Source organism: Deltaproteobacteria bacterium, from assembly GCA_016210005.1.
Taxonomy (GTDB): domain Bacteria; phylum Desulfobacterota; class Binatia; order HRBIN30; family JACQVA1; genus JACQVA1.
This window is the reverse complement of the sequence record JACQVA010000200.1, coordinates 16,812-31,296: the sequence shown is the minus strand read 5'-3', so window position 1 is coordinate 31,296 and position 14,485 is coordinate 16,812. Positions and strand designations below refer to the sequence as shown.

The window sequence follows — 14,485 nt, the reverse complement described above, 5'->3', positions numbered from 1 at the left end:
TCCCTACCCGATGCCTGAGTTCCTCTTGCGCTTCATCACGTTGCCCTCGCGCCTCTAAACCGCGACGGCGGCGGGACGACAATCCGCCGTACCCCCGCCGCCTCAACACCTATAAGGCCTCCGTTGTCAAGAAGACGCAGCGCCACGGGGGCGGGGGGGCGCTCGCGGGAAGCAGACGCGGCGGGCACGCTGAGGAGGGTGAGCTGACTTCGTTTCACAGCGGGTGCAGAAGCTGTGGTCTGCTCCAAACACCTATTGCGGCTCAGTCGTCGAGGATTGCCGGTGCCGACTCGATGAGGCGACGCGATGGCGCGTCCAGGCGATCCACCACGTCGCCCTAGAGCGCGAGCGTGCACCGGCGCCCGAGACGGCTTGCCGTTCCGGTCCTAAGGGTTTTTCGGTATGGAGTTGACAGAGCTAGAGAAAGCATGGTCTAGCAGCGCCCGGGCAGTATAGCTTCACCACAGAATGAACATGTGGTTGCCGGCAACAGGCGGCAGCTCGCACGGGGAGACGGGCATGGCGCTGTATCAAACGCGGATCACAGGGTTGTCTTCGAGCAAGCCAACTTCGCGAAGATGCGAGCGCGCTTACGGCGACACCAAGGAGAGCCAGGGAAAGGTGCGATGCCGAACTTCAGTACCACCCTGCTCGGCCTGATGGGCATCAGCTCCGGCACCTACCTTGGCTTCAAACTTCCACAGCCACAGTAGGCAAGCCGTGAAAACGTTGGGCGTCAAAAACCGTCAGACTCAAATCCAGCGAGGACAGCTATGACACTTGGTGAGATCATCGACGCCGAATGGCGGGCGGTGTCGGAGCGACGCCGGCGCTATCAAGACGAGCCGTGGTTCAAAGAACCTCGGCGCAGCTTTGGCCTCGCTATCTCAGGCGGCGGCATCCGTTCGGCCACCATCGGGCTCGGCTTTCTCGCGGTCCTCAACCGCTTCGGCATTCTCGAGCGCGCCGATTACCTCTCGACGGTCTCCGGCGGCGGATACCTGGGCGGCCACGTGCAGGCCAAACTGTGGCGTGAGCGCCAGGCACCGAAACCGTTCAACAGCCTCTTTCAACAGGCCGACCTCGACCACCTGCGCTATCACGGCGACTACCTCGCCCCCGGGGGCGGATGGAAGAAGCACCTGCACCGCATCCGCATGGCTGGCGCGGTGGTGGCCAGTATCGCCCTCAACTTCGTTTGGGTCATCGCTCTCACCGTGACGATCGCACGCTTGGCGTACCTGCTCCTCGGAGGACTCGCTGACGCCGTGATCCCGTACGCGACGATCGCAACCGCCGGAGTGCTGGGCTGGCACTTGTTCATGCATGGACTCCGCCACGTAAGGCTGTGGTCCTCCGACGCGCTCAATAGCCTGGAGGGTATCCTGTTGGTCGGCGCGCTCGTCTGGGCCGCCGTCTGGATGAATAATCCCCATCCGGATTTACCTTTGTCGCTGCCCCTGGCAGTGCTGGTCGTGGCCGGGTTTTTCACCAACCCCAACTTGCTGACGATGCACCGCTTCTACCGCGACCGGCTGCAGACCGCCTACCTCCTGCGCCAAGGCGGCGACCGCGGCGCGCCGATCGCGCTGCACGAATTGTGGACCGGCACCGGCCCTTACCCCCTGATCAACGCCTGCCTCAACGTCTTGGGTGAACACGACCCGAAGTTCGCCGGTGCGGCCGGTAGCGATTACTTCTTGCTCTCACCGCTGTTCTGCGGCTCGAAATTGACCGATTACGCGGCTACGACCAACCCCGGATTCAACACCATTACCCTGGCCACGGCCGTGGCTTGCGCGGGCGCGGCGGTCAACCCCGGCCTCGGACCGAAGAGCAACCGCCTGCTGGCCTTCGTGATGGCGCTGCTCAATCTGCGACTGGGCTACTGGGTGCCAAACCCGAAGGTGCAGCTGCCCGGCTGGCTGCGCCGCTTCCCGTGGTGGCCGTACTACTTGCTGCGCGAGCTGCTCAGCACGACCGACACCCAGACCAGCCTGGTCAACATCGCCGACGGCGGCTTCATCGAAAACCTCGGCGTCTTCGAGCTGCTGCGGCGCCGCTGCACCTTCATCATTGTGCTCGATGCCAGCGCGGACCCCCGCTACGAGCTCTCCGACCTCAACAACCTGGTCATGCGCGCCCGCAGCGAACTGGGTGTGCTGATCAAGTTTCGCCAAGATCCGGAACGACTCATTCGACCGCTACCATCGCAAGGTTACTCGCGCTCGCACTTCGTGGTCGCCGACATCAGCGACATGCCCGGCAAGGAACAGGACGAACCCGAGTACACGGGCGTGCTGGTCTACGTGAAGTCCTCCGTGCGCGAACAACAGCGGTGGAAAAAGTGGAAGGATGATGCGAGCGGCGAATGGCGCGGCTACGTCTACAAGACCTACCATCCCGATTTCCCCCACGAGTCGACGGCCGATCAGTTCTTCGACGAGGCGCAATGGTTTGCCTATTACACGCTCGGCCGCTTTCTGGCCGGCGACGTTCTCGGACTCGATTTGCGTCAAGCCGGGCTGCCCGCCACCATCGCCATCTCGGATCTTTACCAGCAGCTCAGCGCCCTCGGCGACGAGCAAGCACTGCTGGCGCATCCTTACTCGCAGGCCTAGCGGCACCGGCGGCGGCGGCTAAGAAGCGCACCCGTGCTCGTGGCCAAGAGGTTTCGGCAGCCGTCGTCGACGACCATTACCCGGCCGCGCACCTGGCGCTCCCTCTCGTCGCGTGGGTTTGGCACCAAGTGCAGCGACGCCGGCCCGCGGTGCGTCCCAGCACGAGCGACCGGGCGCCGCTCAGCATGAGCCGCCACCTCGTCCAGCCGGGCGCAGCGGACGCTGGCTTCGTCGCCGACGATCAAGATTCGGGTCGATGCGCGTGCGTTGGGTGCTATAGGCGGTGATTCGGACGCAGCGTCTGGAATCGAGAGCCGTAGGCCTTCAGCCATCAGCCGGGCTGGGTAAGCCGTCCGGCACATTTGTCGCCCGCGCCCGCATTCGCTAGGGTGCGCGGCGTATGGGTTGGCGAGGCAAGCGGCGACTCGGGCTGCGAGCGGGGCTAGCGTGCTTGATCGCGGCCAGCGCATGCCTGCCGTCGGCGACCGCCTGGGGCCAACAACTCGGGGACGCTAATTGCGACGGGGCCATCAACGCCGCTGACCAGTCTGAAGTGATTGTTCGGCTCTTCAACGACGTGCCCGATGAGTGTTTCGGTACCGATGCCAACGACGATGGCTTCTTCACGGCCGCCGACCTCAGCGCGCTGCCGCAGCTGCTGGTGCCGCCCCCGCCCACCCCGCCGTCGCCACAGGGGCCGGCCATAACGTTCTTCGGCCTCGCCACCGCTAGCGGCCGGCTCGCCGCTGCCCTCGGCGAGATCGAGCCGGGCCTGCCGGTGTTCTACCGGGTCACGGGCACCGGCTTCAAAGTAGTCATCGAAGGCGCGCCGGGCCTGGCCGAGAGCCCGCTCGGCCTCGGCGTGCTGGAGCACGACCCTAACGACCCGGCGCGACGCCCCGACCTGCAGATCGAATCCAACCGCCCGCTCGGTGACGGCCACCTAGCAGTTTGTGACGAGCGGGGCGTTCCCGGCGTTGACCCTCCTGACTTCGGCCCGGCGCAGACGATCGCCGATGCCCTCAACGACTTCGCCTGCGGCTTCACCGTCGCCACCAGCCCGCGCGCGGCTTGCGTCGAGGACGAGTTCGGCCTCACCGGTTTTGCCGGTCGCGGCACAACGGCGCAATTCTGTCTGGCGGTCGGCAGCCAATTGCGTTTTCCCGATGGCGACACGCAGCTCACCGTGCAACTGCGCGATGCCGCCGGCAATCTCGGGGCGCCCGCGCGCCTGATCGTGCGCGTCGATGGCGGGCCGATCCCCCTGCCCTTCACCGCCACCCTGACGGCCACGGCCACCCTACCCCGACCGACCCGGACACCCACTCGCAGCCGCACCCCAACGCCGACGATCACCTCCACCCCGGCGGCGACCGCCACGCGCACCCCCTCGGCGACCCGCACGGGAACCAGCACGCTGACCCGGACGCCGAGCGTGACCCGCACTCCCACTCGCCAGCTTTCACCCACGCCGACTCCGACGGGGCCGCCGACGCGCACGTTTACGCTGACTGCAACACCCACTGTGACACTCACGGCGACGCGAACTTCGACGCCGACCCGCAGCGGCACTCGCACGCCGACACCCACGCGCACCGCCTCGCCGACGCCGACGCTGACACCAACGGCAACTGTGACGCCGACGCCGACGTCATCACCCACGCCCACCACCGCGCCGGGTCCGATCGTCACCTTTTTCGGCCTCGCCAGCGCCGCCGACAATTTGCTCGAGCCGGTAGAAGAAATCGACGGCGTCCCCGTCTACCGGCCAACCGGCCTCGGCTTTCAGATCGTGGTCGAGGGCGGCTTGGGGCCGGCGGGCCGGCAGCTCGGGCAATCGGCTTTTGCCGACGACCCCGATCAGCGCCCCGACCTGCAAATCGTCCCCAGTCAAGCGCTCGGCAACGGTAGCACCACGGTGTGTGACAACTCGCCGCCGGCAGCCGGCGGGGTGCCCGCAGTCGACCCGCCACGCTTCGATGACGAACTCGACATCACCCACGTGATGAACGACCTCGGCTGCCGCTTCGACAACGGCAGCGGCAAGGCACTAGCCCGCACCTCGCCCTGCGACGCCTGCGTGCAGTTCGACGGCGAGGCCGGCTTTGTCGATCGGCGCAGCCACGCGCAATTCTGTGCCCGGATCTCGCAATACCTGGCGCTGGCCCCGGGAGATACCTTGTTCGTCGCGCGGCTACGCGACCAAGCCGGCAACCTGGGCGAACCGGCGAAGATGATCGTGCGTATCGACAGCCCGAGTGCCGCACCGGCGACGACGCCGGCACCGGCGGCACTGCCCGCGACCGCACCGCGCCTGTGCGGCACTCCGCTCGCCGGCGCCGCGGCCAGGCCGCAGTTGCACTACTAGTGAATCGCCGGCAGTGAGGTAGCGGCGCCCTGCCGCTCCAGCTCGCCGGCCAAGCGTTGGGCGATGGCCCGGAACGCCTCGCTTTGCGGATGCTGTGGCTCGGCTACGACGATCGGTTCGCCGCTGTCACTGTGCTCGCGAATCTCGCGCACCAGCGGCAGCTCGCCGAGAAACGGCACCTCGAATTGCTGCGCCATCTTCCGGCCGCCGCCGTGACCGAACAGCTCCGCGCGCTCACCGCAACCGGGGCAGATGTGGTAGCTCATGTTCTCGATCACCCCGAGTACCGGGGCGTTGACCTGCTGGAACATGTTGACGCCACGGGTGACGTCGAGGAGCGCGACATCTTGCGGCGTGGTCACGATCACGCCGCCGGAAAGCTGCACCTGCTGCACGATCGTGAGCTGGGCATCGCCGGTGCCCGGCGGCAGGTCGAGCACGAGGACGTCGAGCTCGCCCCAAGCCACCTCGCGCAGGAACTGCGTCAGCAGCTTGGTGATCATCGGCCCGCGCCAGATGATCGGGGTGCGCTCTTCGACGAACAAACCGAGCGAGATCACCTTAAGGCCGAACTTCTCCAGCGGAATGATCCGCTTGTCGTCGGTCGAGCTCGGGCGCTCGCGCAAACCCAGCATCAACGGCACGCTCGGGCCGTAGACATCGGCGTCGAGCAAACCGACGCGCCACCCCAGGCTTGCGAGCGCCAGCGCCAGGTTGACGGCAACGGTCGATTTCCCGACGCCGCCCTTGCCGCTAGCCACCGCGACCACGTGCCTGACACCGGGGATAGCCGCGCGCCCCTGCGCCGCCCGGGGCTGCGCCCGCTCGGGCGCGGTGACGACCACCTCGACCCTCGGCACACCCATGTTTGTCACCGTTTGTTCGACGGCGCCGCGGATCTGTTGCAGCACCTCGGTGTTGGCCGTGGTCGGCGCCAGGGTCACGGTCACGCCCGCGCTCGCGACTTCGATGTCCTTCACCAGTCCGAACGAGACGATATCGCGGCTGTAGCCCGGGTACTTGACCCGTTTGAGCTGCTCGAGGATTTCGTGCGGTGTCGGCATGGGCCCAACGTAACCGGAATCCGCGCCTTGTGCCAGCCAACCGCGGCGTTCCGGCGGAGCGGCCTCAGCTCGCCAGCGTTGCAACTGTGACCCCGGCGCCGCCTTCGGCCGGCTCGCCGTTTCTGAAACTGCCGCAGTACGGTGAGGCGGCGAGATACTCCTGCACCGCTCGGCGCAGGGCGCCGCTGCCTACACCGTGGATAATCCGCACGGCCGCGAGCTGGGCGCCGGCGGCGTGATCGAGGAAGGTCTCGAGTTGCGCAATCGCCTCGCGCGCCCGCAGGCCGATGAGGATGATCTCCGCCGGTGCAGTTGCCGGCGGCGCGGACAAGCTGATGCGCACCGTCTCAGCGGCGGCGCGCGGTGCCGGGCCGGCCCGGCGCAGCTGGGCGGCCGGCACTTCGAAACGCATGCTGCCGCGCTGAATCCACGCCCGCTCGCCTTTGACGGAGAGCAGCTCTCCGGAAATGCCCTGCGACCCGACTTCAACGAGATCGCCAAGTCGAGGCGGCCCACCGCCGTCCGGCGGCTGCTCCAGCGTGACCTCGGTCTGCTGCGCTTGTTCGGCGACCGCCACCTCTTGTGCGGCAACGAAAGCAGACAGCGCCCGGCGGTCCGCGCTGCCCCGCTCGAGCGCCGCCAACAGCTCGCGGCCCTGTGCTTTCACCGAGCGCACAAAAGCGCGGGCGGCGGCCAACTCCTCGCGCCAGCTCTGCTGTCGTTGCGCGCGCAGCTCGGCGAGCAGGCGCTCGCTCTCGCGCCGTTGTTCCGCCAGCCGCTGCGTGCCTTCCGCCATCTCGGCGTGGCGCTGCTCGAAGGCGCGGCGGCTTTCCTCCAACCGCGCCACCGCGGCGCCAAAGGCTTTAGATTGCTCCGACTGCGCCGCCCGCGCGGCGGTGAGTACGGCCGCCGGCAGGCCCAGACGTTGTGCGATCGGTAAGGCCAGGCTTTCACCGAGCGAGTGATAGCTCAGGCGATAGCAAGGGGTGAGCGTGGTCAGGTCGAAGTCGACCGCCGCAGTAACGCACGAGTCGCGGCTGAGGGCGAAGACTTTCACCGGCGTGCCGTGCGTGGTCAGCACCACCCGCGCACCGGCGGCTTCGAGGGTTTGGATCAAACCGATCGCCAGCGCGGCGCCCTCGTCCGGGTCGGTGCCGGTGCCGGGTTCATCGAGCAAGACTAGCGCGCCGTGCAGGTCGTGCGCGAGCACGTCGGTGAGGTTGGCGATGTGCGCCGAGAAGGTCGACAAGTTACGCTCGATGCTCTGCGCATCACCAACGTCGGCAAAGACAGCATTGAAGCACGGCAGGCAGCTTTCTTCCGTAGCCGGAATCAGCAAGCCGCTTTGCGCCATCACCGCCAGCAAGCCGACGGCCTTCAGCGCCACCGTCTTACCGCCGGTGTTGGGCCCGGTGATCACCAAGCTGTGGTGGCCGGCGGGAATTAGCAGATCGACCGGGGTGACTGGGCGGCCGGTGAACAGGAGTACCGGGTGGCGCACGCCCCGCAGCCGCACCTCAGCAGCGCCCAGCAGCGGCTGGGTGCAGCGGTAGCGCAGTCCGAAGCGCGCCTTGGCGGTGAGGACATCGAGCGCCACCAGCGCGTCGAAGGTGGTGTTGAGAGCGGCCAGCTCCTGGCGCACCAGCTCGCTCAGATCAGCCAGGATGCGGCGCACGATCGCCTCCTCGTCGCGCGCCGCCATCAGCAGCTGGTTGTTCAAGTCGACCGCGAACAGGGGCTCGATGAACACGGTCTCGCCCGACACCGAACGGTCCTGCACCACACCCGCCATGCGGCCGGCGTATGCGGCCTTGATCGGGATAACGAAGCGATTGTTGCGCACGGTGACGTACTGCTCGGCGATGGCCTCGGCCAGCGTGGGCCGCGCCACCATATCCTCGAGCCGGCGCGTGAGCTGATCGCGCAGCCGGCGCAGCGTACGGCGCACGGCCGCCAGCTCGTCGCTGGCGTCGTCGGTAATAGCGCCGTGATCATCGAGCGCACGTTCGAGTGCCCCGAGCAAGCCGGGCAGCGGCGGCAATTGCGCCGGCAGCTCGCTCAAGCTTGGCAGCTTCGCCATGTGTTTGAGCAGCACGCCGCGAGCCTGCTCGGCCACTTGCAGCACGCGCCGGATGGCCAGCAGGGCGGCGGCATCGAGGACGAAACCCGCGTGGGCGGCGCTCTTCAGCTCCGGGCGGATATCGGCGAACTCACTGATGGGCGCGCTGCCGTGACGATCGAGCCAGCAGGTGTACTGCCAGGTACGATCGAGCTCCGCGGCAGCCGGCTCGATTTGGCGCCACGGCACCAGTGCCCGGCAGCTTTCCTGTCCGGCGGGAGAGCAGGCAAACGCGGCGAGCTGGCCTCGCACCCGCTCGAATTCCAGCGCCTCGAGATCGCGGGCACGCACGCCCGCGAGTATAGCGAGACCAACGCCGCCGGCAAGGCGACGAATGTGCTGTGTGTAAAGCACGCCGGTGGTAGCGGTCGAGTCAGTCCGCCTGGCGATTGGGAATTCGACGCCTCAGTGTGGTAGGCATGTCGCGGTCACATGGACTACCCCCAGGCACAGCGGGCAGCAATAGACGTCCTGGACCGCAACTTCCAGATCATCGCCTGTGCCGGTTCCGGCAAGACGCGCGTCGTCGCCGCACGGGTTGTGAACATCGTTCGCCAAGGTGCGGCGAACGGCATCGCGCCCGAGAACACCGTCGCCTTTACGTTCACAGACAAGGCCGCCGCCGAACTCAAGGACCGCATCACCCGCGTGTACCAAGCCGAGTTCGGACACGTTCAAGGCCTTGCCGGCATGTACGTCGGCACGATCCACGGTTTTGCCTCGACGTCTTGCAGCGGCACTCGGCTACGAGCAACGCTTCGGCCGCCGCGCCGATCTCATCGAGATTCACAACCTTGACCACGGCGGCTCGGTTCGCGAGCTGGTCGACGATGCCATGACGCAGCAAACGATAGCCGCCGTCACCGACGCCGGCCAGCGGTTGCGCGACAATCGGCTTGATCGCGTCAGCGGTTGGTGCGAAGAGTGCGGGCGCTGCGATCTGGTCGGCATCTGCCGGTCGCGGCAAGCATGAGGGACTTGGCCCGAGAACAACCTATGAACAAGATCAAGGTGATTCACGACGTCGTCGGTCACACCCTGACTGTCTGGCTGGATGACCCGAGGAAGGAGCACATCTGCGAAGAGACCACTGACGAGGTCGTGCTGATGAAGGACGACACCGGGGGAGTCATCGGTTTTGAGTTGCTGCACTACCGCCCAGCGGAGCCCGCGACCGGGCTTGCGGTAGAAACGATCGTGCAGACGGGTACGTGACGCCAGCCATGTCTTATTTCGACTACCAGAGCGTCGCCGCCGAGGCTGGCATTCCGAAGGACGAACTCGATCAGCTGGCCCGGCTCATCCGCGAAGAGTTCCCGCGCGACGACATGATGTACGAGCTGCACGTGCTGCGCGCGTGTATGGCCATCCGCGACGGGTTTGTGAGTTTGGAGGACGCGCTGCGGCCGGCATCGGCCAGGCTTCAAGGGCGAGCGGAGCGTCGCTGAGCATGAAGTCGTGCCGGCCGTCACCCAGAACCGCACAGCAGGGAGTCCTCTGGCCAGATCCCTCAGAGGCTAGTGCGGCTAATCCCACCGGGCTGCCCGTGCTTCTGGCGGGTGCATCACCGGCCGCCGCGATACGAAAGCTACGGCAGAAGAGGCCCGCGCGAGCCAGGGAGCATCGACACACCATCCAGGATCTCCTCTTTGAGGAAGGCCTCTTTGCCGCGCGACTCTCGGCGCATTCCGACTCGCTTGAGACACTCCAACGGGAATTGGTGAATCACTTCCGCCAGAACAGTTTGGAGACCCGAACGCGATATGCTCAATCCGTTCTGAAGTGGTTCTTCTCCGATGGCCTCGGCGGCCTCGCGCGTGCCGTCTGGACGGCCTACGAGGACGAGAAGATAGAGTCGGATATTCTTCGGTACCGGTATCTGTTCGCTGAGCCGATCGTTGGCGCGTGTTTGTTGCGGAGGCCCTCTACCAACTCGCCGAGGAAATTCGGTGCGACGCCCGGCGCCTCTTCGACTATTTCGCCGAGCCAGGCATGATCAAAGAAGTTTACGCCGCCCACGGGTGACTCTCATGCGCCAACCGAAACGGCTCATCGCATGAAGGCAGTCGTCGCCAAACGCCGCTCCACTGCACTGCAAGTGACCGGTCTCCACCGCGTCCTGCCGGAGATCCAGGCGCTCATCGAAGCATCGCGCGAACATGTCGTTTCCACCGCCAACCTGACGCTCGTCTGGCTGTACTGGAACGTCGGACGGGTCATCACCGAGGACATCCAGAAGAACCGGAGACGCGCCGGTTACGGCGACCAGCTTTTGCGCGGCCTGGCGATGGCCTTGATTCGCCGATACGGCAGGGGCTTTTCGCACAGCAACCTGAACGACGCGCGCCGGTTCTTCGAGGCTTTCGAGATTTTACAGCCGGTGGCTGTAAAATCTGGCGCCGACGCAATTTGCCCGCCACTGGCTAGCAAATCCGTTTCGAGCAGGATTTCACAGCCAGCGGCTGTGAAATCTTCGAGGTCCCGGATTTGGCGCCCAGTGGTGGCCAAATCGGGAGATCGCATCAACATCGACTTCGCCAAGGACTCGCGCCTTGGCTGGTCGCACCATCGCATCCTTCTCTCCGTCGAGGCGGGCCTGAAGCGCCGGTTCTACTTCGACCAGGCCGCGCAGCAGCGCTGGTCGAAGCGCGAGCTGCAGCGCCAAATCGACCGCGCCCTGTTCGAGCGCGTCGCCTTGTCGCGCGACACCCGCGCCCTCGTCCGCCTCGAGAAGGAACGCGGCCCGGTCGAGACGGTCCGCTACGAGGACGCCTTCAAAGACCCCTACCTGCTCGACTTCCTCGGCCTCAAGGGCGCGTACTCCGAGAAAGACCTCGAAGCCGCCATCATCCGCAACCTCGAGCAGTTCCTCACCGAGCTGGGCAGCGACTTCTGCTTCATCGCCCGCCAGTTCGCCATGCGGATCGACGGCGATGACTACTTCCTCGACCTGCTTTTCTATCATCGCGCCCTGCGCTGCCTGGTGGCCATCGATCTGAAGATCGGCCCGTTCACCGCCGCGGACAAAGGGCAGATGGATCTGTACCTTTCCTGGCTCAAGCAGCACGACTGGCGCGAGAGTGAGAACGAGCCGGTGGGCCTCATCCTCTGCACCTCGAAGAAGCGCCAGCACGTCGAGCTGCTACTAGGCCACGGTCCGCACAAGATGCAGGTATCCGAGTACCTGCCGCCGAAGCGCCTGCTGGAAGACCGCCTCAAACTCTACAGCCGTATGCTTGCGGCGGAAGAACCGTGACAACAATGGCGTTCTTGCTCAATGACCTCGACGGTAATGTGATAAACAGTATCCGGTGAGAGAGCAGCGTCGGGATGGACAACACTGAGGCCCAGCGTCGAGCGATAGGAGTCCTGGACCGCAACCTCCAGATCATCGCCTGTGCCGGCTCTGGCAAGACGCGGGTCGTGGCGGCGCGCGTGGTCAACATCCTTCGTCACGGCGGGCCAAACGGGGTCTCACCCGAAAACATCGTCGCGTTCACTTTCACCGACAAGGCGGCCGCAGAACTGAAGGACCGCATCACGCGAATGTACCAAGCCGAGTTCGGACATGTTCAAGGCCTCGCCGGCATGTACGTGGGCACCATCCACGGCTTCTGCCTCGACCTCTTGCAGCGGTACCTCTTCCAGTACCTCCTACACGAGCGATTGTACCTGTGTCGTGAGCTCTTAGCAGAAACGGGCAGCATCTTCGTTCAGATCAGCGACGAGAACGTGCATCGAGCACGTGCTCTGCTCGACGAGGTTTTCGGTACAAGCAACTTCGTGTCCTCGATCACTTTCTTCAAGACGACCAGCCAGTCGAGCGACTTCCTCTCGTCTCCCGTTGACTACCTGCTCTGGTACGCGAAAGAGAAGACGAGGTGCTCGTACCGTCAGCTGTATCGCGAGAAGGAACTTGGCGGCGAGGGAGCAGGGCAGTATGCATGGGCGGAGTTGCCTGACGGCACCCGCCGCCGCCTGACAGAATCTGAGTTCGACGGGTCAACCCCGTTGCCCGATGGCGCCCAGGTGTTTCGGCCGGACAACCTCTTCAGTACTCGGCAGGGCCGAGCACACGAGATCTGGTCGGTCGATCTCGACGGCCAGGAGTATTGGCCAGCTGCAGCGTCGACGTGGAAAACCAATCGAGAGGGGATGGAGCAGCTCCGGCAGGCCAGGCGTCTCATCCCTATCGGCAAGACCCTCTGCTATGTGCGTTACCTCGATGATTTCAGGGCATTTCCGATCACGAACGTGTGGCCGGACACGGTCATAAGTGGCTTCGCGGGAGACAAGTACTACGTGGTTCAGACGAGTCCCAAGGTCGTCGCTCGCTGTATCGCAATGACGACGGCCCCAGGCGACCTGGTCGTCGATATCACCTGCGGAGGTGGTACGACCGTATACTGTGCGGAGCTGCTGGCCCGCCGCTGGATCACATGCGACACCTCGCGCGTCGCGCTCAACGTGACTCGGAGGCGGCTGCTCTCAGCGCTTTTCCCAGCTTATGTGCTCAAGGGTGATCGCGTCTCCGCTGGTCTTCGATACCGCGAACTTCAACGTGTGACCATGGGGAGCATCACCTCAGGTCGCGAACCCGAGCGTGTCGAACTTGCAGATGTTCCTATCGAGGACAATTCCGCGATCCGAGTGTGCGGCCCCTTTGAGGTCATGACGCTAGGCCGGTACTCGGCTGAGGACTGGAAGGGCTCTGTTGTTCGCGAAGCGGCTGATGGCTACGGCGAGCCGGCGAAGCTGGAGAACTACATCGGCGTCATCTGCCGGCTGTACCGCAAGGACGCGACGATCCAGGGTGCCAGCGGTCTGGTCCACGCGATCGCCGAGTCGGAGCAGCACAAGATTGCGATCTCCGTCGGCCCGCTGACCGGCCGGGTGACGGCGAAGCAGATCAACGACGCCGTGCAGGACGCGCTCGCCTCCGGCATCCTGGAGGTGCACGTCCTCGGCTGGGCCTTCGAGGCCAACGTTGGCGAGATCAAGTCGCAGATCGAGAAGCGCGGGAAGGTCAAGGTCGAGCTGATCATGATCCGGCCGGACACGCTCGCTGAGGGACTGAAGGCGACGCAGCCGGAGATGCTGTTCTCGCCCCTCGCGCTGCCCGACGTGAAGGTCAGCTTCACCAACGGGAAGGGAAAGCCAAAGGAAGCCGTCGTCACCTTGGACGGCGTCGGGGTCTTCGACCGCAAGAAGCGCACGACCGACTACTACCGCGCCGACTCGGGCTACGTCGCCGCCTGGTATCTCGACGAGGACTACGACGGCGACTGCTTCGTCGACTGCCAGATGTTCTTCGACTTCAAGAAGGCGCCGAACATCAAGGCGGCGCTGAAGGCCGAGGTCGACCCCGAGGAGTTCAAGCTCCAGCTTACCTCGCAGCCGTTCCCCGTCCGCGGCTACAAGCGCATCGCCGTGAAGGTGGTCGACGTGTATGGCAACGAGTCGACCGTGGTGAAGGACCTGAACGGGCGATGAAGAAGACGACAGCCAACTGGCTCGCCAGCGCCGACTACGACGTGCAGACGGCCGAGGCAATGCTGAGGTCGAAGCGCTACGTCTACGTCGTCTTCATGTGCCACCTGGCGCTTGAGAAGACCGTGAAGGGGCTGTGGGCGGAGGCCAAGAACGACACGCCTCCGCGCATCCATGACCTGCTCTATTTTGTGCGCGGACTCGATCTCACTTTGGCGGCGCGCGATGGCGACTTTGTTGCAGCCATCAACCGGGCCAGCGTGCCGACGCGGTATCCGGAGGATCTGGCCAAGATGGTGGGGCTGTATCCGTATCGGACGGCACGGTCCTACCTCTCGAAGACGAAACGGGTGATCAAATGGCTCCGCAAAGATCTACGCCTCGCGCAGAGCTGACGGCGTTCTGCGAACAACTGCGGCGCGCACGCATCCGGCCAGAGCGTTTGCTCCTGTTTGGGTCGTGGGCGCGTGGCGAGCAACGCGAAGAGAGCGACATCGATCTCATCGTCGTCTCCCGCGACTTCGCGCGGCTCGGCGACCTCCGTCGCCTGGAGACCCTTGGCATTGCGGCGGGGCGTGCGGGGGTCTCGGTGGAAGCGCATGGCTACACGCCTGAAGAGTTTGCCGCACCGGAACCGACCAGCTTTCTCGCAATGGTGTTGTCGCAGAAGACGGTCGACATTCCCGTTCCTCGCGCACGGCGTACCGCCGGGAAGGCGCTGCGGCGCCGGCGCGCAGCCGCCTGAGGTCGAATGGCCTACGCGGTTGATCGCGTTGTCATCTGCGACGCCTACGCCGAGCCGGGCGCGCACTATCAGCTCTTG

Annotated in this window: 12 protein-coding genes; 10 read left to right on the top strand and 2 right to left on the bottom strand. The window is 65.3% G+C overall.

The genetic code is table 11. The features are described 5' to 3' along the window. Positions 1-773 precede the first annotated feature (773 nt). Together HY699_19635 and HY699_19630 are read left to right on the top strand one after the other, a co-directional pair. Complete coding sequence (locus HY699_19635) at positions 774-2,621, top strand: hypothetical protein (protein ID MBI4518021.1); 1,848 nt, start codon at positions 774-776, stop codon at positions 2,619-2,621. 553 nt (positions 2,622-3,174) lie between these two features. Beyond that, entirely contained in the window at positions 3,175-4,989 is a 1,815-nt protein-coding gene (locus HY699_19630) for a hypothetical protein (GenBank protein ID MBI4518020.1), read from the top strand. Here the strand turns inward: HY699_19630 and HY699_19625 are convergent. Both HY699_19625 and HY699_19620 read right to left on the bottom strand, forming a co-directional pair. Then, the gene (locus tag HY699_19625) at positions 4,986-6,053 is read right to left on the bottom strand and encodes an Mrp/NBP35 family ATP-binding protein (GenBank protein MBI4518019.1); all 1,068 of its coding nucleotides are present in this window, start codon (positions 6,051-6,053) and stop codon (positions 4,986-4,988) included. The two genes, HY699_19630 and HY699_19625, sit on opposite strands and share 4 nt — an antisense overlap. Before the next feature lie 64 nt (positions 6,054-6,117). Beyond that, positions 6,118-8,463 (bottom strand): endonuclease MutS2, encoded by a 2,346-nt coding sequence (locus HY699_19620; GenBank protein MBI4518018.1) that lies wholly within the window; start codon positions 8,461-8,463, stop codon positions 6,118-6,120. Positions 8,464-8,604: 141 nt separating this feature from the next. Between HY699_19620 and HY699_19615 the strand changes: the two genes are divergently transcribed. From HY699_19615 to HY699_19580, 8 genes are all read left to right on the top strand, one after another. Next, positions 8,605-8,970: a UvrD-helicase domain-containing protein gene (locus HY699_19615; GenBank protein MBI4518017.1), complete on the top strand. Its 366-nt coding sequence runs from the start codon at positions 8,605-8,607 to the stop codon at positions 8,968-8,970. Beyond that, positions 8,888-9,145 carry a hypothetical protein gene (locus HY699_19610; protein MBI4518016.1) on the top strand — a complete coding sequence of 86 codons (258 nt, stop codon included), beginning with the start codon at positions 8,888-8,890 and terminating at the stop codon, positions 9,143-9,145. Before HY699_19615 ends, HY699_19610 begins: the two co-directional genes overlap by 83 nt. A gap of 23 nt (positions 9,146-9,168) precedes the next feature. Beyond that, on the top strand, positions 9,169-9,387 hold the full coding sequence (locus HY699_19605; protein MBI4518015.1) for a DUF2283 domain-containing protein: 219 nt from the start codon (positions 9,169-9,171) through the stop codon (positions 9,385-9,387). An 8-nt stretch (positions 9,388-9,395) separates the two neighbouring features. Beyond that, a complete protein-coding gene (locus HY699_19600) occupies positions 9,396-9,620 on the top strand; it encodes a hypothetical protein (protein MBI4518014.1) in 225 nt (74 codons plus the stop codon). A 608-nt stretch (positions 9,621-10,228) separates the two neighbouring features. Beyond that, positions 10,229-11,428 (top strand): DUF1016 family protein, encoded by a 1,200-nt coding sequence (locus tag HY699_19595; protein ID MBI4518013.1) that lies wholly within the window; start codon positions 10,229-10,231, stop codon positions 11,426-11,428. A 167-nt stretch (positions 11,429-11,595) separates the two neighbouring features. Beyond that, positions 11,596-13,665: a UvrD-helicase domain-containing protein gene (locus HY699_19590; GenBank protein MBI4518012.1), complete on the top strand. Its 2,070-nt coding sequence runs from the start codon at positions 11,596-11,598 to the stop codon at positions 13,663-13,665. After that, positions 13,662-14,057 carry a HEPN domain-containing protein gene (locus tag HY699_19585; protein MBI4518011.1) on the top strand — a complete coding sequence of 132 codons (396 nt, stop codon included), beginning with the start codon at positions 13,662-13,664 and terminating at the stop codon, positions 14,055-14,057. Before HY699_19590 ends, HY699_19585 begins: the two co-directional genes overlap by 4 nt. Continuing rightward, complete coding sequence (locus tag HY699_19580; protein ID MBI4518010.1) at positions 14,021-14,407, top strand: nucleotidyltransferase domain-containing protein; 387 nt, start codon at positions 14,021-14,023, stop codon at positions 14,405-14,407. Before HY699_19585 ends, HY699_19580 begins: the two co-directional genes overlap by 37 nt. Positions 14,408-14,485: the final 78 nt, after the last annotated feature.